The organism is Streptomyces sp. NPDC005752 (assembly GCF_040630715.1).
In the GTDB taxonomy this organism is placed as follows: domain Bacteria; phylum Actinomycetota; class Actinomycetes; order Streptomycetales; family Streptomycetaceae; genus Streptomyces.
This window is the reverse complement of record NZ_JBEXYB010000046.1, coordinates 23,982-47,988: the sequence shown is the minus strand read 5'-3', so window position 1 is coordinate 47,988 and position 24,007 is coordinate 23,982. Positions and strand designations below refer to the sequence as shown.

Sequence of the window (24,007 nt, the reverse complement as noted above, 5' to 3'; positions counted from 1 at the left end):
GGAAGAGCCACGCCGCCCACGCACAGGGGCCCAAACACGAAGAACCCCCGCACCGAATCTCTCCGGTGCGGGGGTTCTGTCGAACCAACCCGGCAATCGCAAGCGACTGCCCGTTGTGCGCGAGGGGGGATTTGAACCCCCACGTCCCTAAGGACACTGGCACCTGAAGCCAGCGCGTCTGCCGTTCCGCCACTCGCGCATGAGTGGTGTTTTCAGACTCTCTCACCGTGTGGTGTGAGCGCCTGGCGACATCCGGAAGATTAGCACGCTGGACAGGGTGGATTCACATCCGTTGTTTCCCCGGACCCACGGGGGGAACCGGGAACGCGGAAAGCTCGGCCCCGCTCCTCCTGAGTGCACCCGGAGTGCGGGACACTATGAGGAGGCCACCTCTACGATCCGTGTGAGAGGTGACACTCATCCACTGTGCAGACAAGGGGAACCAGCCGATTTCCCTACGCGTGGATACGATCAGTAGGCAGTACAGGGATGACGACAACGGAGGAGGTGCCCCATGGGAGTCATGAAGCGTTTCGAGCAGCGTCTCGAAGGCCTGGTCAACGGCACCTTCGCCAAGGTGTTCAAGTCCGAGGTGCAGCCGGTCGAGATCGCGGGAGCACTCCAGCGTGAGTGCGACAACAACGCCTCGATCTGGAACCGCGAGCGGACGGTCGTGCCCAACGACTTCATCGTCGAGCTCAGCACACCGGACTACGAACGGCTCAGCCCGTACTCCGGCCAGCTCGGCGACGAGCTGTCCGGCCTCGTACGCGACTACGCCAAGCAGCAGCGGTACACCTTCATGGGACCGATCAAGGTCCACCTGGAGAAGGCGGACGACCTCGACACCGGTCTCTACCGAGTACGCAGCAGGACCTTGGCGTCGAGTTCGTCACAGCAGGGCCAGCAGAGCCCCGCTTCCCACGCCCAGCCGAACCGGCCCGCCCCCCAGGGGCAGGGTGGTTACGGCTACCCGCCTGCTTCCGCCCCGCCCATGCCCGCGGCCCCGCCGCCGGGTGCCGGGCGCTCCGGAGGCCCCTCCAGCGACTGGCGTCCGCCGGCCGCGTCCGGCCCCGCGCCCGACGCCCAGGTGAGGCGCTGGATCGAGATCAACGGCACCCGCCATCAGATCTCCCGCCCGACGTTGGTGATGGGACGAAGCACCGACGCCGACGTGCGGATCGACGACCCCGGCGTATCGCGCCGGCACTGTGAGATCCGGACCGGAACGCCCTCGACGATCCAGGATCTCGGGTCTACCAACGGCATCGTGGTAGACGGGCAGCACACCACCCGCGCTACGCTCCGCGACGGCTCGCGGATCGTCGTGGGCAGCACCACCATCGTTTACCGGCAAGCCGAAGGGTGAAGCGGGGGCAATGTCAGAGCTGACCCTGACGGTCATGCGGCTAGGTTTCCTGGCTGTTCTGTGGCTATTCGTAATCGTGGCCGTACAGGTCATTCGCAGCGACCTGTTCGGTACGCGCGTCACGCAGCGCGGCTCACGCCGCACTGCCGCTGACACGCGCCCGCAGCAGGGGCGCCAACAGCAAGCAGCGCCGCCTCAGCAGCGCCAGCAGTCCGGGCGCCAGCGCCGTGGGGCTCCCACAAAGCTGGTCGTCTCCGAAGGCACGCTCACCGGCACCACCGTCGCCCTCCAGGGCCAGACCATCACCCTGGGCCGGGCACACGATTCAACGATCGTGCTGGATGACGACTACGCGTCCAGCAGGCATGCCAGGATCTATCCGGACCGTGACGGCCAGTGGATCGTCGAGGATCTCGGGTCCACCAACGGCACCTATCTCGACCGGACCCGGCTCACCACCCCGACACCTGTTCCGCTGGGCGCGCCGATCCGCATCGGCAAGACCGTCATCGAGCTGCGGAAGTAGTACGACAATGAGCGAGCGGAGCGAGCGAGCCGCGGCGGTCCTTACGACGGACCCGGCCCGGCTCCCGACCGGAGGGTGGGCAGTGTGGCTCGAGACCGGCTGTACCCCGAACCGACGGGCGAGGTGCGCATGAGCTTGTCCCTGCGCTTCGCCGCCGGATCGCACAAGGGCATGATCCGGGAAGGCAACGAGGACTCCGGCTACGCCGGTCCCCGCCTGCTCGCCATCGCCGACGGCATGGGCGGCCAGGCGGCCGGCGAGGTCGCCAGCTCCGAGGTGATCTCCACCCTCGTCCAGCTCGATGACGACGTCCCGGGCTCCGACATCCTCACCTCGCTCGGTACGGCGGTGCAGCGGGCCAACGACCAGCTGCGCGTCATGGTCGAGGAGGACCCTCAGCTGGAGGGCATGGGCACCACGCTCACCGCGCTGCTCTGGACCGGTCAGCGCCTCGGGCTCGTCCACGTCGGGGACTCCCGCGCCTACCTCCTGCGTGACGGCGTCCTGACGCAGATCACGCAGGACCACACCTGGGTGCAGCGTCTCGTCGACGAGGGCAGGATCACCGAGGAAGAAGCCACCACTCACCCGCAGCGCTCTCTGCTGATGCGGGCTCTGGGCAGCGGCGACCACGTGGAGCCCGATCTCTCCGTACGGGAGGTCCGCGCAGGTGACCGCTATCTGATCTGCTCGGACGGACTCTCGGGCGTCGTCTCCCACCAGACGATGGAGGAGACCCTGGCCAGCTACCAGGGCCCGCAGGAGACCATCCAGGACCTCATCCAGCTCGCGCTGCGCGGTGGTGGCCCGGACAACATCACCTGCATCGTCGCCGACGTCCTGGACGTCGACAGCAACGACACCCTGGCCGGGCAGCTCAACGACACCCCGGTCATCGTCGGCGCGGTCGCCGAGAACCAGGCCGCCCAAGCGAGCGACGGCCGGGCCATGGAGACGCCGGCGGGACGTGCTGCCGGCCTCGGCCGGTCCGTGCCGCCGCCGGCCGGCGGCTTCGGCCCCCCCGGCAGCGGCGACGACGTGGGATACGCCTCCGGTCCGGACGGCGCCTTCGACTCGTACTCCGACGAGGACTTCGTCAAGCCCCGCGGTCGCCGCAGGTGGCTGAAGCGGTCGTTCTACATCGTGCTCGCCCTGGCCGTGATCGGCGGTGGCGTCTACGGCGGATACCGCTGGACCCAGACCCAGTTCTACGTGGGCACGAAGGACGACAACGTCGCGCTGTACCGCGGGATCAGCCAGGATCTCGCCTGGGTGTCCCTCTCGAAGGTCGAGGAGGACACCAAGATCGAACTCAAGTACCTCCCGCCTTACTGGCGCAAGCAGGTCGAAGCGACCATCTCCCAGGGCAACCTCGCCGACGCCCGCAAGAAGATCAGCGAGCTCGATGCGCAGGCCTCCGCCTGCGAGAAGGACGCGCAGCGCCGCGCGGCCAAGGCGGACACCAACGCCGCCGCGGACAGCAACGCCGCCAAGGACCAGGGCGAGGCCGGCACCGCTTCCGACACCGCCACGACTCCCGCCAAGGGGACCAAGACCGCGACTCCCACTCCCGGCCCCAGCCTCTCGGAGGAAGAGAAGAAGCTGGCCCTGCAGTGCGGTAAGCAGTAAGCCGTAGGGGGCCTTCAGCACATGAGCGTTGTCACCAACACGACCACCATCGGCGCGATCGACGCGCCGAGCCGCCGCAACACCGAGTTGGCGCTGGTCGCCTTCGCCGTACTCATCTCGGTGTTCGCGTACGCCAACGTGGGCCTCGCCCTCAACGGCGAACTGCCCGCCGGCATGCTCGGCTACGGCCTGGGCCTCGCGCTGCTCGGCGGAGTGGCACATATCGCGGTGCGGAGATTCGCTCCGTACGCGGACCCGCTGCTCCTTCCGCTGGCGACCCTGCTGAACGGACTGGGACTGGCCCTCATCTGGCGGCTCGACCAGTCGGAACGGTTCCAGTCGATCAAGACGTTCGCCCCTGCCGCCTCAAAGCAGCTGATGTTCTCGGCGGTCGGCGTGGCCCTGATGGTCGTCGTCCTGATCGCCCTCAAGGACCACCGCATCCTGCAGCGCTACACCTACATCTCCATGCTGGTGGCGCTGGTCCTCCTGATCCTTCCGATGTTCTTCCCGGCTGTGAACGGCGCCAAGATCTGGATCAAGATCCCTGGCGTCGGAACAATCCAGCCCGGGGAGTTCGCGAAGATCATCATCGCGGTGTTCTTCGCCGGCTACCTCATGGTCAAACGCGATGCGCTGGCCCTGGCCAGCCGCCGCTTCATGGGTCTGTACCTGCCCCGCGGCCGTGACCTGGGCCCGATCCTCATGGTCTGGGCCTTCTCGATCCTGATCCTCGTCTTCGAGACCGACCTCGGATCCTCGCTGCTGTTCTTCGGCATGTTCGTCGTCATGCTGTACGTCGCCACCGAGCGCACCAGCTGGATCGTCTTCGGCCTTTTGATGTCCGGAGCCGGCGCTGTAGGCGTCGCGACGTTCGAGCCGCACGTGCAGGACCGCGTCACCGCCTGGCTCGACCCCTTCGCGGGCTGGGGCAAGGAGATGGCCAGCGAGCAGATGGCCAAGTCGCTCATGGCGTTCGGCTCCGGAGGCACCCTCGGCACCGGCCTGGGCCAGGGCAACTCCGACCTGATCGGCTTCGCCGCCAACTCCGACTTCATCCTCGCCACCGTCGGCGAGGAGCTCGGGCTGGCCGGCATGATGGCCGTCCTGCTCATCTACGGTCTGATCGTCGAGCGCGGCGTCCGTACGGCGCTGGCCGCCCGGGACCCCTTCGGCAAGCTCCTCGCGATCGGCCTCTCCGGCTCCTTCGCCATCCAGGTCTTCGTCGTCGCCGGCGGCGTCATGGGGCTCATCCCGCTGACGGGTATGACCATGCCGTTCATGGCGGCCGGCGGTTCGTCCGTCATCGCCAACTGGGCACTGATCGGCATCCTGATCAGGATCAGTGACACGGCCCGACGACCCGCCCCGGCTCCCGCACCGTCCCCGGACGCAGAGATGACCCAGGTGGTCCGACCATGAACAAGCCTCTGCGCCGGATCGCGATGTTCTGCGGGATCCTCGTTCTGGCCCTGCTGATCCGCACCAACTACGTCCAGTACGTGCGGGCCGACGAGCTCAACGCGAACGAGCACAACCGCCGCGTCCAGATCGAGCGCTACGCCCACGAGCGCGGCAACATCATCGTCGACGGCGAGCCCGTCACGGGCTCCGTCGAGACCACGGACGGCGACTTCAAGTACAAGCGCGTCTGGAAGGACGGCCCCATGTGGGCGCCCGTCACCGGCTACTCCTCCCAGGCCTTCGACTCCTCGCAGCTGGAGAGCATCGAGGACGGCATCCTCACCGGCAACAGCGACCAGCTGTTCTTCGACCGCACCCTGTCGATGTTCACCGGCGAGAAGAAGACCGGCGGCGACATCGTGACCACCCTCAACGGCGCCGCCCAGAAGGCCGCCTTCAAGGGACTGGGTGCCAAGAAGGGCGCCGTCGCCGCCATCGACCCCCGGACCGGCGCCGTCCTGGCACTGGCCAGCACTCCCTCGTACGACCCCTCGGTCTTCGCGGGGAACTCCATGAAGGACTCCGACGCCCGGCAGAAGCTCCTGGCCGACAAGGACAAGCCGATGCTGAACCGGGCCCTGCGGGAGACCTACCCGCCCGGCTCGACGTTCAAGGTCGTGACGGCCGCCGCGGCGCTGGAGAACGGCCTGTACTCGGACATCGACGAGGAGACGGACTCCCCGCTGCCCTGGCGGCTCCCCCTGTCGACCAACCTGCTGCAGAACGAGGGTGACATTCCCTGCGAGAACGCATCGCTCCGGGACGCCCTGCGCTACTCCTGCAACACCGTCTTCGGCAAGATGAGCAACGACCTCGGCAACGAGAAGATGATCGAGCAGTCCGACAAGTTCGGCTTCAACGAGGAAGTCTTCACGCCGGTCCGGGCCGACGCCAGCATCTACCCGAAGGACAACCAGCCGCAGAACGCCATGGCGGGCATCGGCCAGGCCTCCAACCGCGCCACTCCGCTCCAGATGGCCATGGTGGCTTCCGCGATCGCCAACGACGGCAAGCTCATGCAGCCGTACATGGTCGCCCAGCGCCAGGCGCCCAATCTGGACGTCATCTACACGCACGAGAAGGAGCAGCTCAGCCGGCCGCTCTCGGCGGAGAACGCCCAGAAGGTGCAGCAGATGATGGAGACCGTGGTCGAGGACGGCACGGGAACCAACGCGCAGATCGACGGCGTCACTGTCGGAGGTAAGACCGGTACCGCCCAGCACGGCCTCAACAACAGTGAGAAGCCGTACGCCTGGTTCATCTCGTACGCCAAGACCGACAGCGGCTCCCCGGTCGCCGTCGCCGTGGTGGTCGAGGACGGCAACGCCAACAGGGACGACATCTCCGGTGGCGGCCTGGCCGCCCCGATCGCCAAGAGCGTGATGAAGGCGGTACTCGACGGAAAGTAGTGACACCCTTCACAACTTCTGTCCACACCAGCACATTGGGATACCGGTCGGATATCGGCTGACGGGTGCGGGCCGATCACGCCGGGCGTGCCCGGTAGCGTATGCGCGAACAGCGCACCGCCGGACCACACACGGGTGCGGTCGGGACTGACGGAGAGGGCTGGATCAGTTATGGAAGAGCCGCGTCGCCTCGGCGGCCGGTACGAGCTGGGCTCGGTGCTCGGCCGTGGTGGCATGGCCGAGGTCTACCTCGCGCATGACACCCGGCTCGGCCGCACCGTCGCTGTGAAGACGCTGCGGGCCGACCTCGCCCGCGATCCGTCCTTCCAGGCACGGTTCCGCCGTGAAGCCCAGTCGGCCGCCTCGCTCAACCACCCCGCGATCGTCGCCGTCTACGACACCGGCGAGGACTACGTCGACGGGGTCTCCATCCCGTACATCGTGATGGAGTACGTCGACGGGTCGACCCTCAGGGAACTCCTGCACTCGGGCCGCAAGCTGCTGCCGGAGCGGACCCTCGAGATGACGGTCGGGATTCTCCAGGCCCTGGAGTACTCGCACCGCGCCCAGATCGTCCACCGAGACATCAAGCCGGCGAACGTCATGCTGACGCGCACCGGCCAGGTCAAGGTCATGGACTTCGGTATCGCCCGCGCCATGGGTGACTCGGGCATGACGATGACGCAGACCGCCGCGGTCATCGGCACCGCCCAGTACCTCTCCCCTGAGCAGGCCAAGGGCGAGCAGGTCGACGCGCGCTCCGACCTGTACTCCACCGGCTGCCTGCTCTACGAGCTGCTCGCGGTCCGCCCGCCGTTCGTGGGTGACTCGCCCGTCGCCGTCGCGTACCAGCACGTGCGGGAGGAGCCGCAGCCTCCGAGCAACTTCGACTCCGAGATCACGCCCGAGATGGACGCCATCGTCCTGAAGGCACTGACCAAGGACCCCGACTACCGCTATCAGTCGGCCGACGAGATGCGCGCCGACATCGAGGCCTGCCTCGACGGCCAGCCGGTCGCAGCCACGGCGGCCATGGGCGCGGCGGGCTACGGCGGCTACAACGCGTACAACAACGACCAGCCCACGACGGCACTGCGCGCGGCCGACTCGAACGGCGCCCAGACGTCGATGCTGCCCCCGGTCAACCCGGACGACGGCGGCTACGGCTACGACGACCGCCCCGGCCGCCGGCGTCAGAAGAAGAACAACACCTCGACGATCCTTCTGGTCGTCGCGGGCGTCCTGGTGCTCATCGGCGCGATCCTGATCGGACGTGCGGTCTTCACCGACACCGAGAGCGGCGGCGGCAAGTTCGACGTACCGAACATGATCGGCTCGACGGTCGACCAGGCGCAGAAACTCGCGGACAACTCCGAAGTCGTCCTGAAGGTCGGTTCCAAGGAGCCCTGCGAGGCGCAGGAGAAGGGCCAGATCTGCAGCCAGGAGCCCTCCGCGGACGCCCAGATGGAGAAGGGCGAGACCGTGACCGTCGTCGTCTCCACCGGCGCCCCCAAGGTCGAGGTCCCGGACGTCCTGGAGAAGTCCGAGGACAGTGCCCGCAAGAAGCTGGAGGACGAGGGCTTCACGGTCAAGGTCACGGCAGTGGAATCCGACGCGACCGCGGGCACAGTCACCAAGCAGGATCCCGAGGGCGGCTCGAAGGTCGAGAAGGACTCCGAGGTCACGATCACCGTGGCCAAGGAAGCGACCCAGAACGTGCCGGGTGTGGTCGGCAGGTCCTTCACGGACGCCGAAGCCCAGCTGAAGGGCGTCGGCTTCGAGAACGTCTCCAGGACGGACGTCGACTCGGATCAACCCGCCGACACCGTGGTCGAACAGACCCCGGCACCGAACAGCAAGCAGTCCAAGGACACCCAGATCGTCCTGAAGGTCTCCAAGGGCCCGGCCGAGCCGGAGCAGGTCACCGTCCCCGGTGACATCATCGGAAAGCGGTACCAGGAGGCGAAGGCCGCGCTCGAAGGCATGGGTCTCGTGGTCGCACTCGCGCCGAACTCGTCGGACAAGCCGAACGCCCTGGTGATGCAGGCCGACCCCGGGGCCAACTCCCAGGTCGCCAAGGGGAGCACGGTCACTCTCACCACTCTCGGCCCGGAGGGCAACATCTTCGGCGGCCGTGACGGCTCGGACGGCTGACCCGCGCGACACCGCAGAAAAAAAGGCGCAGGGCCCCAGTCACCTCAGCGGTGACCGGGGCCCTGCGCCTTTCCGTCATCCGTGTCCAGCCGTAGCAGGCCACCTTCGCCCTGTTGTGAGGCCCTGGCTGTCGACGGCTTCGGCTGCTGGCGATAATCGACCGATGAGCGCCATCGAACGCCCCATGCCGCCCCTGGACGCCGATGAGCGGATCACGCTCGAAAGCTGGCTCGACTTTCATCGCATCACGCTCGCCATGAAGTGTGAGGGCCTGGACGATGAGCAGGCTGCCGTCGCGTCCGTGCCACCGTCCGGCTTCACGTTGACCGGCCTCGTGCAGCACATGGCGGAGGTGGAGCGGAACTGGTTCCGCCGCGTGTTCGCCGGAGAACAGGCCCCGCCCATCTACGACCCGCAGGCAGACCCGGACGGCCCCGACGGCGGCTTCGACGTGGCTGCGAGTGCCACCCTGAGTGACGCCCTCGCCACCTGGCACGCCGAGATCGCCATCGCCCGCGAGCACTGCACCGACCGTGCTCCGACCGATACGGGCCGCTTCATGGAGCAGGACGTCAGCCTCCGCTGGATCTACATCCACATGATCGAGGAGTACGCCCGCCACAACGGCCACGCCGACCTGATCCGGGAACGCATCGATGGCACTACCGGCGTTTAGCGCCGATCAGGCAGCGGTGGCCGGCCCTGGCGACGACGTGCCGACCCGCCGGCGCTCCTTCGTGGTCAGGTGCGGGAAGAAGTCGGCACAGACGATCGCGATACGGATCTCGGGCGGATAGAGAGTTCGCAGGTGGCGGCAGAACCCATCTGCGCACGCCGCCAGGTCACCACCGAACCGGTTCCCCGGCGGATGATCCGAAGCAGCCGTCCCCTTCGTCATCGCCGATCTCGCGTACTCGTTCCACCTCCCGGCCGGAGTGACCGCCGGGCGCCGCCCGGCACTCCGGTGCAGTGCCGGGCGCCGCCCGGCACTGCACCGGAACGGCGCGTCACAGCAGGGCGAACGTTGCCTGATACGGCACTAGCGAAGCTCAGCCGGCTTCGTGCGGTCCCTGTCCACCTTCTCGGTCCGCACCAGCTCACCCCACACGATGTAGCGGTACTTCGACGTGTACACCGGGGTGCACGTGGTCAGCGTGATGTACCGGCCGGCCTTCTTCACGCCCGACTCCTCGGGGACCGGAGCGATCGCGTCGACGTTGAACTTCGACGTCTCAGGCAGTTCCGCGTAGACCTTGTAGACGTACCAGGTGTCCTTGGTCTCGAAGACGACCGCGTCGCCCTTCTTCACCTTGTCGATGTTGTGGAACTTGGCACCGTGTCCGTCCCGGTGCGCGGCGAGCGCGAAGTTGCCCTGCGCGTCCGAGGGGAGGGCCGACTTGACGGGGTCCGTGTAGTAGCCGGCGATACCGTTGTTGAGCGTCCCGGTGTCGGTGCCCTTCTTGACGAGCACCTCGCCGTTCTTCATGGCGGGGACGTGGAGGAAACCGATGCCGTCCCTGGTGTCCAGGGCTCCCGGGCCACCCGCCCAGCGGTCGCGGACGGTGTTGCCCTGCCTGTCCGACTCACGGTCGGCGAGCACGTTGGTCCACCACAGCGAGTAGACGACGAACAGGCCCAGCACCAGCCCCGCGGTGATGAGCAGTTCACCGAAGAGGCTCACCGCCGTCGCGACGGGATGACGGCTCCTGCGTCGCACCGGGGCAACCGGCTCGTCGGTGCGCTCATCGTGCTCGGTCCTCGCTGCCACCGCACCCGTCCCTGTCCTGATGATGGTTCAGCCGACGAGCGCGTCGGGCTTTCCCTCGCTGCGCGGCCGTTCGTCGACCATTTTGCCCCACACGATCATTCGGTACGTACTCGTGAACTCCGGGGTGCACGTGGTCAGCGTGATGTACCGGCCCGGGCCGGTGAAACCGGAACCGGGCGGGACCTCGTCGATCACCGCCACATTGGACGGTGACGTCTGCGGAAGGATGCTGGCCATCTCGTACGTGTAGTAGGCATCCTGCGTCTCGACGACGATCGGATCGCCCGGCTTCAGCTTGTTGACGTAGCGGAAGGGCTCGCCGTGGGTGTTGCGGTGCCCGGCCACCGCGAAGTTCCCCTGCTCCGCCGAAGGCATCGCGGTCTTCAGTTTGCCCTCGCCGTAGTGCCCGATCATGCCTCGGTCGAGGACCTTCTCCTTGCTGATGCCCTCGGCGATCGGCGCGACCACGTCCAGCTTGGGGATGTGCATGATGGCGAATCCCTGACCTGGCTCGAAGACACCGGGGCTGCGCTCTCCGTTCGCCCAGTCGTCCTGGATCTTGCTCGTCTCCCGGCCGGCGATCTGGTCGGCACGGACGTTGGTCCACCACAGCTGGTACGTGACGAACAGGAGCATCAACACGCCGAAGGTGATGAACACTTCACCGACGACCCGGCTGGCCACGACGGCGGGGCTGTCCTTTGCGGCACGGGCCGCACGCCGGGCCTCCAGACGTGACATCGGCACCGCCGGTCCCGCCGGCTCGGCCCCGCCTGTGCGCCGGGGCTCACCCCTCCGCCCTCCGCGTCCTCTGGCCGCCCGTCTGCGCTCGGCCCGGCCTCCTGTCGGAGCCGGTTCGGCGGCAGGATCGGAGGAGCCGGTTCCGGAAGGCTGCGCGGCACGCCGCGTATCGGCGGTCCGCAGTGCCACGGTCTCGTCGTGCGGCACCGGACCGACCTCATCGGCGTGCCGCACGGGGACCGGGTCAGGTGCCGTGGGAACCGGCGCGGGCCCGGGCACGGTCGACACCGGGGCGGGCGTGGCCGGACCGGGTGTCACCGCGGTCCCCTGAACGGTGTTCGCGGCGGGAGCCGACTCCGGCCCCTGGTGCCCGTACCAGTCCCTCTGGTACCCCTCCGGGTCGTACCACTCGCCCGGGGCCTCCACGGGCCCCTGAGCCGCCACCTGGGGCGTCTGCGACACCTCGCCGTCGGCTTCCTGCGGATGCTCCGCCCGGAACCAGGGCGAGGTGTGCTGCCCCGGCAGCGGATCGTTCAACGGATCCGCGAGCTGCTCCACCGCCGCCTCGAACGTGCCGTCGGGCTCGTACGCTCCCTGCGCGTACGAGCCGTCCTGCCCGGAGTGGGGGCGGAGTGAGGTCACGCGGCGGCCTTGCCCACCACCGGGGCGAGCCCCGCCGATCTCCCGACGGCGCCCTGGTCACCGCAGTGCTCGAGCCAGTTGGCGAGCATCAGGTGACCGTGCTCCGTGAGCACCGACTCCGGGTGGAACTGCACACCCTCCACGGCGTGTTCGCGGTGGCGGAGTCCCATGATGATGCCGTCGGCCGTACGTGCGGTGACCTCGAGCTCGGGCGGGACCGTCGTCGGCTCGGCGGCGAGCGAGTGGTAACGCGTCGCCGTGAACGGGGAGGGCAGACCGGCGAACACGCCCTTGCCCTCGTGCAGCACGGGGGAGGTCTTGCCGTGCAGCAGCTCCGGCGCCCTGTCCACGACACCGCCGTACGCCACGGCCATCGACTGCATCCCCAGACAGACGCCGAAGACCGGAACTCCGCTCCGCGCGCAGTGGTGCACCATCTCGATGCACACACCGGCCTGTTCGGGTGTGCCCGGTCCGGGCGACAGCAGGACCCCGTCGAAGCCGTCGTCGGCGTGTGCCGTGGTCACCGCGTCGTTCCGCACCACTTCACACTCGGCGCCGAGTTGATAGAGGTACTGGACGAGGTTGAACACAAAGCTGTCGTAGTTGTCGACGACGAGAATGCGTGCGCTCACTGACCGGCTCCCGCTCCGCTGGTGCTCTCGCCGTCCACCGTCACGTCACCGAACGGGAGCAGGGGCTCCGCCCAGGGGAAGACGTACTGGAAGAGCGCGTAGACAACGGCCAGGGCCAGCACGAGCGAGATGAAGCCCCGCACCCACACGTTGCCCGGCAGATGCCGCCAGATCCAGCCGTACATGCTGTCGCCTCCATTCGGTACGGCACCAGACTAAACGGCCGGGGCACAGACGTGTGTCAGCTGTGGAAAGCCGCCCGCCGGGTGGCTCTCACCGCCCTGCGCGTGCCCCACGAGGGCGCACGGCCCGGGGCATCGCGCGAGCTACTCCACAGGCTGTGCGTAGTGGAGGTCCACGGTGCCCGAATACCCCGGAAGCGTCAGCTCGTCGTCCTCTTCGACCTTCCATCCGAGCCCGTACGCCTTCACGTACAGCTGGTAGTTCTGGATCGCCGTGGAGTCGTCGAGCGCCTGCCTCAGCCGCCCCCGGTCGCCGACGGCGGTGACCTTGTACGGAGGGGAGTAGACGCGGCCCTGAAGGATCAGCGTGTTGCCCACGCAGCGCACCGCGCTCGTGGAGATCAGCCGCTGGTCCATGACCCGGATGCCGCGGGCACCGCCCTCCCAGAGGGCGTTGACGACGGCCTGCAGATCCTGCTGGTGGATGACCAGGTCGTTGGGCTGCGGCTCGGGGTATCCCGGGTTGGCCGTGGCGTTCGGCGGCGCGTCGTTCAGCGTGACGGAGAGCGCCTCACCGGTGACCTTCGTGGTGCCCGCGGCATCCTCCAGCGCGTCCAGCTCGGCGTCCTCGGCGCGGGTGCTCCCGTCGTCACGCCGGGCGAGGGTGTCGATGTCCGCGCGGACGGCGGCGGTCGATTCGTCCAGCTCCGCGTTGTTCTCGCTGCGCTGCTGAATGAGGTCGGAGAGCTTCAGCAGAGAGGAGTCGGTACGGATATCGGTCCCCTTGGCCGTGTTGGCACTGGTGACGAAGATCAGCCCGGCCAGCGCGAAAACGGCAGCGGTGAGGCCTTGGACCGGCCATCGGGACATGCGCCCGGCCTGGCCTCGGGGAGAGTCGGCAGAATTGCTCAACGTACCCTTATCTCCTTAGGCGCCACGGAAGCACTACGCTAACGGACGCCCCGGGGAGGCAGCATTCCCCCTCGCGCCCCGGCGCCAGCCACAGATCCCTGCGCGGTCACGCAGCGCATCGACAGGAGAGTCCCTCGTGCCGAAGTCACGTATCCGCAAGAAGGCAGACTTCACGCCTCCGCCGGCGAAGCAGTCGACGAGCATAAAGCTGACCAACCGCAGTTGGGTGGCGCCGGTGATGCTGGCGCTCTTCCTCATCGGCCTGGCCTGGATCGTGGTCTTCTACGTCACCGAAGGCGACCTGCCGATCGACGCCCTCGGCAACTGGAACATCGTGGTGGGCTTCGGCTTCATCGCCGGCGGCTTCGGCGTCTCCACGCAGTGGAAGTAGCTCTGCCCTGAAGTTACCCACAGAGTTATCCACAGGTAGGGGAAAAGGTCAGACGATCTGTGGATAACCTCTCTCGGAGTTGACGCCGGTGTGACTACACACTTACGCATCGCGAGAAGGTACGCCCCTTGTCCTGGCTGGTAAAACCCGGTTCAGCGACAAGGGGCACACCTGTTCCCCACGTCATGCACAAGATCCGGCACACTCTGTGGACAACCGGCCGCCTTGAGCGATGAAGTCCGCTCAGGTGAGCGCAGCCGTCCTGAGAATGACGGCCAGGACGACCACCACGAGGACCAGCGCACAGGCGCCGTACTGCACGAGATTCCGGTGCCCGCGCGGCGCGTGGACCATGGCGATCGCGATCAGCGCACCGGCGACCAACCCACCGACATGCGCCTGCCAGGCGATCGCACCCCAGGGGTTGAACGTGAAGATCAGGTTCACCACGAGGAGCGCGATCACCGGCCGCATGTCGTAGTTCATCCGGCGCATCAGCACGGCCGTGGCACCCAGCAGGCCGAAGACGGCGCCCGAGGCACCGAGCGAGCCCTGCGCGGGGTCGGCGATCCAGTAGGTGAGCGCACTGCCCGCCAAACCGGAGAGCAGATAGAGCGCCAGGTAGCGGCCCCGGCCCAGCGCAGCCTCCAAGGGCCCGCCGAGCCACCACAGCCCCAGCATGTTGAAAGCGATGTGCCACACCTCCTGGTGCAGGAACATCGATGTCACCAGCCGGTACCACTGGCCCTCCGCAACTCCTTCGGGACCGCCCGACGGATCGCCCGAGTAGGCACGGCCGAACAGCAGCAGGTCGTCGAGCAGCGGATACCCGGACTGCTTGGCGATCAGGACAGCGACGAAGACGGCGAGATTGATGCCGAGCAGGATCTTGGTGACCAGCCTGGGGTCGGCGGCGACACTGCCGCCCGCCAGGGTCCGCGGCCGGTTCACCGCCCGGTGGTGGCCCGTGCCGGAACCCTCACGGACGCATTCCGGGCAGTGGAAGCCCACCGAGGCCTCGATCATGCAGTCCGTGCAGATCGGCCGCTCGCACCGCGTGCAGCGGATACCCGTCTCCCTGCCCGGATGCCGGTAACACGTGAGCGAACCGTCCGCGGCCGCGGACCTTTCCTGCTCTTCCGGAGGCTGCTGGTCCATCGGTCACGGCCCTTCGGTCCTCGTCCGTGGAGGCAGCACACATGCGACCGCCCCGCTCGCCCGTTATGTAACAGTACGGACGAGCAGGGCGGTTGGTTCCCGTAGGACAGCGGGCTGCCGGGGACTGCGGGCTGTTCGCGGCAGCGGCAGCAGCCCGTCCGGTCCGGCGCCCGGCCGGGTGACCGGCCTCGGACGTCGACGGCCCGGAGCCCGGCCGCCGAGAGGGGCAGCGGGTCAGCGGGTCTCGATGACGACCGACTCGATCACCACGTCCTGCAGAGGACGGTCGGTGCGCGGGTTGGCCGGGGCGCCGGCGATGGCGTCCACGACCTTCTTGCCCGCCTCGTCGACGACCTCGCCGAAGATCGTGTGCTTCCCGGTCAGCCAGGCGGTGGGCGACACGGTGACGAAGAACTGCGATCCGTTGGTGCCGGGGCCGGCGTTGGCCATGGCAAGCAGGTACGGCTTGTTGAACGCGAGGTCGGGGTGGAACTCATCAGCGAACTCGTATCCGGGGCCGCCCGTGCCGTTACCCAGCGGGTCGCCTCCCTGGATCATGAAACCCTCGATGACGCGGTGGAAGACGGTTCCGTCGTACAGCTTGCCCGTGGACTTCCTGCCGGTCTCGGGGTTGGTCCACTCACGCTCGCCCTTGGCGAGCTCCACGAAGTTCTTGACCGTCCTGGGCGCGTGGTTCGGCAGAAGCCGGATCTCGATGTCGCCCTGGTTGGTCCTCAAAGTGGCGTAAAGCTGCTCGGCCACGATCTGCCTTCCGTAAGTCTTCGCTGATGACCACCGATCCTTGCACGCAGCACCCCCTCCTCCGCCCGGCCATCGCCCGGTCACGTGCCGCGCTCACCTTGTTGCCCGCTTTCCTGCACCTTCCCCACACTTCCTTCGGGACAAATGCAGCCGGGTGACCGACGGCACGGAGCGCCCCGACACGAAGCGTGGCATCGTCGTCGACACGCTCCCCTTGCACAACATTGCCCGAGAATGACGTTCATGACCCGGATGCCCGTCCCGCATGGCACTCATGGCCTCAGCGGGCATGATTTCGAATTGGGTGGATAGGCGGAGTACCTACCCGCCACCAAGGAGGAGGATCCCGTGACCCGCATCGACAGCGTGCGCGCCGCAACCTACTCGGCGAAGGACAGCGCGCAGCACGCCGCGGAAGTGGTGGCGCCATACGCCGACACGGCCAAGGAACAGGCCGCGCACTACGCGCAGGAGGCCCGCGCACTGCTCGCGCCCAAGATGTCGAAGGCAGCCGCGCAGGCCCGCGTCCAGTACGGCGCGCATCTCGCCCCACGTATCGAACAGGCGCTGACCCATGTGCCTCCCAAGGTCGACGAGGCCGCGCACAAGGCCGCCACTCGGACTCGCAGCGCCGCCCGTACGGCGGCGGACTACACCGTGCCGCGTGTCGAGTACGCGGTGGCGGCGAGTCGGCCCGTCGCCGAGGAGGCCACGGCCCGCAGCACTGCCGCACTGGCTGCGCTCCGTGGCCAGGTGACGGCCAAGGAGATCCAGAAGCTCGTCAGAAAGCACGAACGGCGGGCCAAGGCCGGGCGAGCGGCCAAGGGGTTCCTCGTACTGGGCCTCGTGGCAGGTGGGGCCCTCGCCGCCTGGAAGTGGTGGGACAAGCAGGCCAACCCGGACTGGCTGGTCGAGCCGCCGGCACCCACCGAGGTGGGGGACGACCGTGCTCCCCTGACGTCGGTCGACGGCAGCGGCCGGGACGCGCTCGATCCGGAGGTCCGCGCCAAGCAGGACGAGGCCGAAGGCCAATCGGACCAGGCACAGGGCGACAACGACGGCCGCGCCTGAGAGAACCTTTGCCGTCCCGTTCCCGACGGGGACGGCAGGAAGGGGCGCCGGAAGACCTCACGGTCTCTCCGGCGCCCCTTCTCTGTTTCACGTGAAACAGAGAAGGGGCCCGCGGAAACACCGGCACCGTGGCCCGGCAGCCGCATCACCGCGTGTTTCGCTCGGACAGCGTGTCGAAAACGACCTCGGCCGCGCGGGCGATCAGTGCGTCATCGTGTTCGGCGTCCTTGCTGTCGCGGCGGGAGAGCACGGCGAGGGCAAGGGGAGCGGCGCCGGGCGGCCAGACAATCGCGATGTCGTTGCGGGTGCCGTAGCCGCCCGTGCCGGTCTTGTCCCCGACCTGCCAGCCGTCGGGGGTACCGGCGCGAATGGTGTGGTCGCCCGTCGTGTTGCGCTTGAGCCAATCGGTCAGCACGGCGCGCTTGTCCGCGGGAAGCGTGCTGCCGAGGACGTAGGCGCGAAGGTTGTCGACAAGGGCGCGCGGTGTGCTGGTGTCGCGGAGGTCACCGGGCACCGCGTCGCTGAGCGCGACCTCGTAGCGGTCGCAGCGGGTGACATCGTCACCGAGCCCGCGCAGGGCCTCCTGCAACCCTCGAGGGCCTCCGATCTCACGGAAGAGGAGGTTGGCCGCAGCGTTGTCGCTGTAGCGGACGGCAGCGTCGCACAGGTCGAGCAGGCTCAGTCCGGTGGCGACATGCCGCTCGGCGATCGGCGAGTTGCTGATGAGGTCGTCATGGCTGTAGCGCACGAGCCGGTCCAGCTGGCGGAGCGAGTTCTTGTCCAGCATGACGCCGGCGAGCAGCGCCTTGCACGTGGAGGCATAGGCGAAGCGTTCGTCGGGCCGGTGGGTGACGCTCCGGCCACTGCCGGTGTCGAGCGCGTAGACGCCGAGCCTCGCGTCGTACTGCCGCTCCAACGCCACGAACGCGCGCTCGGCACGGGACTCGGCAGGCGTCGGGCCGGAGGGCGTGGAAGTGGACGGCGGCGGGCCGGAGGAAGCCGGGGAGTTGCCGCACCCGGGGAGCAGGGTGGCGATCCCCGCCAGCGTGAGGAATGTGGCACGGCGGGAGACAGGGGTTCGGGTGCTCATGGAGGTGCGGGTTTTCCCTTCTGACGTCGACGTGCTGGCCCGGCCGCCCATATTCAGCGGGCCAGGTTGCTGAGAAACCGCTGGGCGACCGGACCGGCGTCGGCGCCACCGGAACCACCGTCCTCGAGGAGAACCGCCCAAGCGAGGTCGGAGTCACCCTGGAACCCGATCATCCAGGCGTGGGTACGAGGCGGTGTACCGCTGCCGAACTCGGCGGTCCCGGTCTTCGCGTGAGGTTGACCGGACAGGTTCTTGAGCGCGTGCGCGGACCCGGAGGTAACGGTGGCGCGCATCAGCTCACGAAGCTCACGGGCGACACCGGCATCCAGTTCCGACGGGGCCCGGTACCTCTCCTTCACAGCGTCCGGCACCAGCACGGGCTGTTTGAACGTCCCGCTTTTGACGGTGGCCGCGACAGACGCCATCACGAGCGGGGACGCCTGGACACGTGCCTGGCCGATGGTGGCGGCGGCTTTGTCGTTGTCGCTCGTCGTGACGGGGACGCTGCCGTCGTACGTGGTCGTGCCCACGTCCCATTTGCCTCCGATCCCGAAGGCCTGGGCGGTGTCACGCAGGTCGGTGTCGGAGAGCCGGTCCCGGACGTCGACGAAGTAGGTGTTGCAGGACTGCGTGAAGGCGTCGGCGAAGGTCGAGCCGGCCGGCAGCTCGAACTGCTTCTGGTTCTCGAAACGCTGTCCGTCGACCCGTGCGAACTTCGGGCAGGGCGCGGGGGTACCCGCGGTCATGCCACCTTTCAGGAGCGCCGCCGCGGTGACGACCTTGAAGACGGAGCCGGGCGGATAGCGTCCCTCGAGGGCTCGGTTGAATCCGCCGGGCCGATTGGCCGCGGCTAGAACGTGGCCGTTCCGCGGATCGATGGCGACGACGGCGGCGTGTACGTCGGCCCCCGTCAGAGCATCCGCAGCGGCCTTCTGGACACGGGGGTCGATGGTGGTGTGCACCGGTCGGGCCTCGGCGGCTGCTGTCTCGGCGAGATCCTTGACCGCGCGACCGCTCTGCCGGTCGGCGACCACCAGGGATCTGCTCGCCTTCCTGCCCCCGGACAGGACGTCGTCGTAGCGAGCCTCCAGGCCTGACGCGCCCTTGCCGCTGACCGGGTCGACGGTTCCGACGAGACTTTCCGCTCGGAGCGGGTCTCCCTCGGCGTCGAGGACCTGTGCCCTGCTGCCGGCGCTCTTGAGTGCGAGCGTCTGCCCCGACGACAGTTCCGGATGGATCATCGGAGAAGTGAACTCGACCTTCCACGTCCCCGAGGTTTCGCTCACCTGTGCGTGGGAGCGCCAGGTGACGGCGCCCGCACCCGGTATCTGCATGGTCACGCTGAAGGGAAAGCGCGCTTTCCCCTCCCCCTGTCTCCGGCCCTCACCGTCGTCGATGGTGGTCCTGGACGGCTTGAGGTTGGTCAGTACGGACGTCAGAAGCGATGCCGCCCCGTCAGGCGTGTCGGTGTAGCCGGCCGCAGTCCGCGCGTCGTGCTTCGCCCACGCGGCGAGGAACGCCGTCAACGGCTCCCGGGCCGCGGCGACTTCCGCGTCTTCCTCATTGCCGTCGCCGCCCACGAGGCCGAAGGCGGCATAGCCTCCTCCCGCCAGCAGGAGGAGGGCCACCGCGATGCCGAGCGGTCGCCGCACGCGTCGCGGCCGCGCCCGCGACGAGGTGGAACTGTTCCGGTTGTAGGTACGCGCCACAGTGTTCTCCGTTCCGGGCCGGGCCCGGTCAGCTCGCCGGAAGCGGTCCCCCGGCGTCATCTGGGGTGCATACGCTCGACGTGTACCTGGCTACGGCCTCACGAAGCCGACCCGGTTTCCCACCCCGTTGGGAGTCAAGCCCTCACGCCCTCCTCATGTCGAATACGCTCTCGGCATCACGCTGATTCGCAGGCTGTATCGCCGCACTACAGGAGGAAGAGTGCTGACGGAACGGCATCTGGAAATCTTTGTCGCGCTGGCGGAGGAGGAGCACTTCGGGACCGCAGCTCAGCGGGTGGGCATCACCCAGCCGCCGCTGTCGCAGGGCCTGCGTCGGCTGGAAGCCCTGCTCGGAGTCCGTCTGTTCGACCGCGAGAGGGGCGTCTCCCTCACCGTGGAGGGGACGCTGCTCCTTCCGCACGCCCGCAGAGCGCTGGCCGCACTCGCGGAACTGCGCGAGACCGGCGCCCGCGAGCACGCGGACGGCAGACGTCTGCGGCTCGGGCTGACTCCCGAGGTCCCGACGAACTTCGCAGCCGACGTGGCGGCCTCGCCGGTCCGCGCCGGCGGACACGCACGGATCGACGTCGTGACGGCGTCGTCCGCGGCGCTTCTCAAGGATCTCGTGGCCGGTCGGCTCGACATCGCCGTGATCCGCCATCCCTCCCTGCTGCACGGTCTTTCCGCAGGTCGGGTGATCCTGCTGCCGACCTGGATCCTCGCCCCCGCCGGGCGTAGCAACGCCGGGGACGCCCTCACGTCACGTCTGCCCATTGCCGTGCGGCCCCGCGCCGAAGCGCCTGCGGCCCACGACCTCCTCGTCGACACCCTGGCCGGCCGAGGCCGCAGGGTGGAGACCGTGACGGTGGCCGACGAACGCGCCGGACTCGCTCTGGTGGCGGCAGGCCAGGCGGTGCTGATCACGGCGGATTCCACACTGACGGCGACGGAGGTCGAGCGGCGGACGCCGACGGACCCCCCGCTCCCCCTGCGCCTCCGAGTGGCCTGGGACCCCCGGCGTCCCGGTTCGAATGAGACCGCTGAGACTGTGCGACTGATCGAGGACGCCCTGACCCGGATGGTGGCGAAGTGAACGAGAACAGGAACGGCGGAAGTGCGGAGCGGGTCATCCGGGGCATGTTCGACGACGCGGGTGTCCGAGGCTGGCTGCACGTGGCGGAACTGGACCGTCCGTCGGTCCGGGTGACCATCGATCCCGACGAACGTGTGCCCATGGCGTCGGTCTACAAGGTGCCTGTGATGGTCGCTTTCTGCCGCCTCGTGGACGCGGGGCTGATCGACCCGAGTCGCAGGCTGACGCTTACACCCGACGAGCGTGTGCCAGGACCGACCGGCATCTCGGTCCTGCGCGATCCCGTCACCATGTCGCTGCGCGACATGGTGGTACTGATGATGACGATCTCCGACAACACCTCGGCCGACGCCGTTCTCCGAGTCGTCGGCCCGGACGTGGTCGACGCCATGTGCAGGGACCTGGGCATGCCCGACACACACGTCCACGGGGGAGTCGTCACCACGTTCAGCCGGCTGGTCGCCGAAACGGGCGCCGCCTCCCTGGACGCCGCCCTGGCACACGTGGCGGACAACGACAGCGTCGTGCCCTCGGGGGTGTACGACCCGGCGTTCAAGGCCTCCACCACACCGGCGGACATGGCCCTGCTCCTGCGGGCGATCTGGACCGGACAGGCCGCGTCCGACGAGCACTGCGCCTTCATGCGCGACGTGATGCGCAGGCAGCCGTGGACGCACCGGCTCGCCTCAGGCTTCCCCTACGACGGCGTCACCGTCTACGGGAAGACCGGCAGCTTCGGTTCCATGCGCCACGAGGCGGGCGTCATCGAACTCGCGGACGGCAGCACCTACACCGCCGTGGTCTTCACCCAGGCCGCCAGGTCCGACGCCAAGCTGCCGCGCGCCGACGCGGTGATCGGCGCAGCGGCCCGGACCGCCGTGGAGGAACTGCGGAGTCGCCAGGACACCTGACCCCGGTTGAGGTCCCCCGGGACCGCACGGCCCGGAACCCGTAGGCGCGAATCCCACGTGGACACGAAAAAATGCCCTCCGCCCCGCATGCTGCGGTTCGGAGAGCACTGGAAGTGGAGCCTAGGAGATTCGAACTCCTGACATCTGCCTTGCAAAGGCAGCGCTCTACCAACTGAGCTAAGGCCCCGAAAAGCGGACACCTCGGGCATAACCATGCCTCGACGTCCGTCGCAGAACAGAGTACCGGGTGACCCCCCGAATCCTGCAAAAGGATTGGGGCTCCCGGCCCGCAACGGCTCTCCGTAAGATGCACGACAAGGTTCGCAGCAGCGAAGCCGCAGCGAAGGGGAGACGCAAATGGACGCAGCTCAGCAAGAGGCGACGGCTAGAGCGCGGGAGCTCCAGCGCAGCTGGTACGGAGAGCCGCTGGGGGCGCTCTTTCGCAGGCTGATAGATGACCTGGGCCTCAATCAGGCACGTCTCGCGGCGGTGCTCGGGCTGTCCGCCCCCATGCTCTCCCAACTGATGAGCGGCCAGCGGGCCAAGATCGGCAATCCGGCGGTCGTCCAGCGCGTCCAGGCACTCCAGGAGCTCGCCGGCCAGGTGGCGGACGGCAGTAGCAGCGCGGGAGAGGCCACCGACCGGATGGAAGAGATCAAGAAGTCACAGGGCGGCTCGGTGCTGACGAACAGCGGTCAGACCTCCACCACCGGTGGGGCCCCTACCGTGCGGCGCGTGGTCCGCGAGATCCAGTCGCTGTTGCGGTCGGTCTCGGCGGCCGGCGACATCATTGATGCGGCTGACTCCCTCGCCCCCGCCCACCCCGAGCTGGCAGAGTTCCTCCGGGTGTACGGAGCGGGACGCACCGCGGACGCGGTCGCGCACTACGAAGGTCACCAGAGCTAGGGCGAGTCCCAGGCCCCGGGGCTGCCCCGGGGCGGCAGAGCCGTGGCAGCATCCCGGCGGCCGGGGGCACGAACCGAAACGGGAACGGGAGCGGGCGCAGCGCAATGGGTGAGGTCTTCGCTGGTCGGTACGAGCTGGTCGATCCGATCGGACGCGGTGGGGTCGGCGCCGTCTGGCGCGCGTGGGACCACCGGCGCCGCCGGTATGTGGCGGCGAAGGTCCTGCAGCAGAGCGATGCGCACACGCTGCTGCGCTTCGTCCGTGAACAGGCCCTGCGGATCGAGCATCCGCATGTTCTCGCCCCGGCCAGCTGGGCCGCCGACGACGACAAGGTCCTGTTCACCATGGATCTGGTCAGCGGCGGTTCGCTGGCGCACGTCATCGGCGACTACGGCCCGCTGCCCCCGCGGTTCGTCTGTCTCCTTCTCGATCAGCTGCTCTCCGGGCTCTCCACGGTGCACGCCGAGGGGGTCGTGCACCGTGACATCAAACCGGCCAACATCCTGATGGAGGCCACCGGCGCGGGCCGGCCGCACCTGCGGCTCTCCGACTTCGGCATCTCGATGCGTAAGGGCGAGCCCCGGCTCACGGAGACCAACTACGTCGTGGGCACGCCCGGTTACTTCGCGCCCGAGCAGATGATGGGAGCCGAACCCGACTTCCCGGCGGACCTGTTCGCCGTCGGTCTCGTCGCGCTCTACCTGCTCCAGGGGAGGAAGCCGGACTCCAAGGCCTTGATCGAGCACTTCGCCGCGCACGGCATCCCGGGCGCCCCCCAGGGCGTCCCGGAGCCCTTGTGGCAGGTCCTCGCCGGCTTGCTGCAGCCGGATCCGCACGCACGTTTCCGTACAGCCACGGGTGCGCGCAAGGCGCTGACGGCCGCAGTCGAGATGCTGCCGGAAGCCGGCCCGGACGACGAGCCGGTGGAGGTGTTCGACCAGATCGGCCCTCTGCCCACGGGGTACGGCCCCGAGGGCCCCGTGGGCTCCGGCCCCGCGACACCCGGCAACGGGCCGCAGACGCCCGCACAACCCGTCGGCGGCGCGCCGTCCGCTCCGCAGCCACCCCAGCAGCCGTACGGGCCGCAGAGCGCGGCCCAGCAGCCGTACGCGGCGCAGCAGAGCGCGCCAGGACAACAGCCGCACGCGGCGCCCTCATCGATGTCGGAAACGGGCAGCTTCCACCTTGCTCCGCCCCCACAGCGTCCGGCGCCCCTGCCGAACCCCGCGCAGCCGCAACCGGTTCCGTCCCCCTACACCGCTGACGCCGCCCGGGCCGTCCCGGGCCCCGTGTCGTACGGGGCGGCACCCACCCGCCCGTACACCGCTCACGACGGGCAGGCTCCCCAGAACGTCGCGGCACCCGCCCGGCAGCCGTCCCGGGCGAGGCGGCCGGGGCCGCCCCCGAAGGTGGCGGTCCCGGTACTGGTGGTGGCGCTGATCTGCTTCGCGGTGGGGATCTGGGCACTCACCCAGTCCTGAGCGT

At 68.5% G+C, this 24,007-nt stretch carries 22 protein-coding genes, 2 tRNA genes and 1 pseudogene; 13 read left to right on the top strand and 12 right to left on the bottom strand.

Annotation, left to right across the window (positions count from 1 at the left end; all coding sequences use genetic code 11):
• Positions 1-116: 116 nt before the first annotated feature.
• A tRNA-Leu gene (locus ABZ441_RS29790) sits at positions 117-199 on the bottom strand.
• A 315-nt stretch (positions 200-514) separates the two neighbouring features.
• Here ABZ441_RS29790 and ABZ441_RS29785 point away from each other — a divergent pair.
• The 7 genes from ABZ441_RS29785 to ABZ441_RS29755 all read left to right on the top strand — a co-directional run bounded on the left by ABZ441_RS29785 (position 515) and on the right by ABZ441_RS29755 (position 9,227).
• The gene (locus tag ABZ441_RS29785; RefSeq protein WP_358979802.1) at positions 515-1,369 is read left to right on the top strand and encodes a DUF3662 and FHA domain-containing protein; all 855 of its coding nucleotides are present in this window, start codon (positions 515-517) and stop codon (positions 1,367-1,369) included.
• 10 nt (positions 1,370-1,379) lie between these two features.
• Positions 1,380-1,895 carry an FHA domain-containing protein gene (locus tag ABZ441_RS29780; RefSeq protein WP_099173299.1) on the top strand — a complete coding sequence of 172 codons (516 nt, stop codon included), beginning with the start codon at positions 1,380-1,382 and terminating at the stop codon, positions 1,893-1,895.
• A gap of 129 nt (positions 1,896-2,024) precedes the next feature.
• Positions 2,025-3,524, top strand: a complete 1,500-nt coding sequence (locus ABZ441_RS29775) for a Stp1/IreP family PP2C-type Ser/Thr phosphatase (RefSeq protein WP_358979799.1) — start codon at positions 2,025-2,027, stop codon at positions 3,522-3,524.
• Between the two features lie 21 nt (positions 3,525-3,545).
• Positions 3,546-4,946, top strand: coding sequence for an FtsW/RodA/SpoVE family cell cycle protein (locus ABZ441_RS29770; RefSeq protein ID WP_358979797.1), 1,401 nt, complete (start codon positions 3,546-3,548; stop codon positions 4,944-4,946).
• Positions 4,943-6,397: a penicillin-binding transpeptidase domain-containing protein gene (locus tag ABZ441_RS29765; RefSeq protein ID WP_358979795.1), complete on the top strand. Its 1,455-nt coding sequence runs from the start codon at positions 4,943-4,945 to the stop codon at positions 6,395-6,397. Before ABZ441_RS29770 ends, ABZ441_RS29765 begins: the two co-directional genes overlap by 4 nt.
• A gap of 171 nt (positions 6,398-6,568) precedes the next feature.
• Complete coding sequence (gene pknB / locus ABZ441_RS29760) at positions 6,569-8,551, top strand: Stk1 family PASTA domain-containing Ser/Thr kinase (RefSeq protein WP_358979793.1); 1,983 nt, start codon at positions 6,569-6,571, stop codon at positions 8,549-8,551.
• Positions 8,552-8,714: 163 nt separating this feature from the next.
• A complete protein-coding gene (locus ABZ441_RS29755; protein WP_358979791.1) occupies positions 8,715-9,227 on the top strand; it encodes a DinB family protein in 513 nt (170 codons plus the stop codon).
• A 36-nt stretch (positions 9,228-9,263) separates the two neighbouring features.
• Here the strand turns inward: ABZ441_RS29755 and ABZ441_RS29750 are convergent.
• From ABZ441_RS29750 to ABZ441_RS29725, 6 genes and pseudogenes are all read right to left on the bottom strand, one after another.
• A pseudogene (locus ABZ441_RS29750) lies at positions 9,264-9,371 on the bottom strand (transposase); the annotation flags it as partial.
• Positions 9,372-9,590: 219 nt separating this feature from the next.
• On the bottom strand, positions 9,591-10,319 hold the full coding sequence (locus ABZ441_RS29745) for a class E sortase (protein WP_358979789.1): 729 nt from the start codon (positions 10,317-10,319) through the stop codon (positions 9,591-9,593).
• Positions 10,320-10,346: 27 nt separating this feature from the next.
• On the bottom strand, positions 10,347-11,702 hold the full coding sequence (locus ABZ441_RS29740) for a class E sortase (RefSeq protein WP_358979787.1): 1,356 nt from the start codon (positions 11,700-11,702) through the stop codon (positions 10,347-10,349).
• Entirely contained in the window at positions 11,699-12,337 is a 639-nt protein-coding gene (locus ABZ441_RS29735; protein WP_358979785.1) for an aminodeoxychorismate/anthranilate synthase component II, read from the bottom strand. Before ABZ441_RS29735 ends, ABZ441_RS29740 begins: the two co-directional genes overlap by 4 nt.
• Positions 12,334-12,522: a hypothetical protein gene (locus ABZ441_RS29730; RefSeq protein WP_205019106.1), complete on the bottom strand. Its 189-nt coding sequence runs from the start codon at positions 12,520-12,522 to the stop codon at positions 12,334-12,336. Before ABZ441_RS29730 ends, ABZ441_RS29735 begins: the two co-directional genes overlap by 4 nt.
• Positions 12,523-12,663: 141 nt before the next feature.
• Entirely contained in the window at positions 12,664-13,389 is a 726-nt protein-coding gene (locus ABZ441_RS29725; RefSeq protein WP_358979783.1) for a DUF881 domain-containing protein, read from the bottom strand.
• Positions 13,390-13,567: 178 nt separating this feature from the next.
• Here ABZ441_RS29725 and crgA point away from each other — a divergent pair, with 178 nt between their 5' ends.
• Positions 13,568-13,822 (top strand): cell division protein CrgA, encoded by a 255-nt coding sequence (crgA, locus tag ABZ441_RS29720; RefSeq protein ID WP_031090433.1) that lies wholly within the window; start codon positions 13,568-13,570, stop codon positions 13,820-13,822.
• 243 nt (positions 13,823-14,065) lie between these two features.
• On the opposite strand, the gene ABZ441_RS29715 is transcribed toward crgA, so the two are convergent.
• Positions 14,066-14,980, bottom strand: a complete 915-nt coding sequence (locus ABZ441_RS29715) for a rhomboid family intramembrane serine protease (protein ID WP_358979780.1) — start codon at positions 14,978-14,980, stop codon at positions 14,066-14,068.
• Positions 14,981-15,214: 234 nt separating this feature from the next.
• The gene (locus ABZ441_RS29710) at positions 15,215-15,742 is read right to left on the bottom strand and encodes a peptidylprolyl isomerase (RefSeq protein ID WP_358979778.1); all 528 of its coding nucleotides are present in this window, start codon (positions 15,740-15,742) and stop codon (positions 15,215-15,217) included.
• Between the two features lie 348 nt (positions 15,743-16,090).
• On the opposite strand from ABZ441_RS29710, the gene ABZ441_RS29705 reads away from it, so the two are divergent.
• Positions 16,091-16,813 (top strand): DUF5324 family protein, encoded by a 723-nt coding sequence (locus ABZ441_RS29705; protein ID WP_358979776.1) that lies wholly within the window; start codon positions 16,091-16,093, stop codon positions 16,811-16,813.
• 145 nt (positions 16,814-16,958) lie between these two features.
• On the opposite strand, the gene bla is transcribed toward ABZ441_RS29705, so the two are convergent.
• Together bla and ABZ441_RS29695 are read right to left on the bottom strand one after the other, a co-directional pair.
• Positions 16,959-17,903 (bottom strand): class A beta-lactamase, encoded by a 945-nt coding sequence (gene bla, locus ABZ441_RS29700; protein ID WP_358979774.1) that lies wholly within the window; start codon positions 17,901-17,903, stop codon positions 16,959-16,961.
• Between the two features lie 53 nt (positions 17,904-17,956).
• Positions 17,957-19,612: a penicillin-binding transpeptidase domain-containing protein gene (locus ABZ441_RS29695; protein WP_358979772.1), complete on the bottom strand. Its 1,656-nt coding sequence runs from the start codon at positions 19,610-19,612 to the stop codon at positions 17,957-17,959.
• Positions 19,613-19,832: 220 nt separating this feature from the next.
• Here ABZ441_RS29695 and ABZ441_RS29690 point away from each other — a divergent pair, with 220 nt between their 5' ends.
• Together ABZ441_RS29690 and ABZ441_RS29685 are read left to right on the top strand one after the other, a co-directional pair.
• Positions 19,833-20,705: a LysR family transcriptional regulator gene (locus ABZ441_RS29690; RefSeq protein WP_358979770.1), complete on the top strand. Its 873-nt coding sequence runs from the start codon at positions 19,833-19,835 to the stop codon at positions 20,703-20,705.
• Positions 20,702-21,616: a serine hydrolase gene (locus tag ABZ441_RS29685; RefSeq protein ID WP_358979768.1), complete on the top strand. Its 915-nt coding sequence runs from the start codon at positions 20,702-20,704 to the stop codon at positions 21,614-21,616. The genes ABZ441_RS29690 and ABZ441_RS29685 overlap by 4 nt, the downstream gene beginning before the upstream one ends.
• 114 nt (positions 21,617-21,730) lie before the next feature.
• On the opposite strand, the gene ABZ441_RS29680 is transcribed toward ABZ441_RS29685, so the two are convergent.
• Positions 21,731-21,803: transfer RNA gene (locus ABZ441_RS29680), tRNA-Ala, on the bottom strand.
• A gap of 170 nt (positions 21,804-21,973) precedes the next feature.
• Between ABZ441_RS29680 and ABZ441_RS29675 the strand changes: the two genes are divergently transcribed.
• Positions 21,974-22,522, top strand: a complete 549-nt coding sequence (locus ABZ441_RS29675) for a DNA-binding protein (RefSeq protein ID WP_358979766.1) — start codon at positions 21,974-21,976, stop codon at positions 22,520-22,522.
• Positions 22,523-22,626: 104 nt separating this feature from the next.
• A complete protein-coding gene (locus tag ABZ441_RS29670) occupies positions 22,627-24,003 on the top strand; it encodes a protein kinase (RefSeq protein WP_358979764.1) in 1,377 nt (458 codons plus the stop codon).
• The last annotated feature ends 4 nt before the right edge of the window (positions 24,004-24,007 follow it).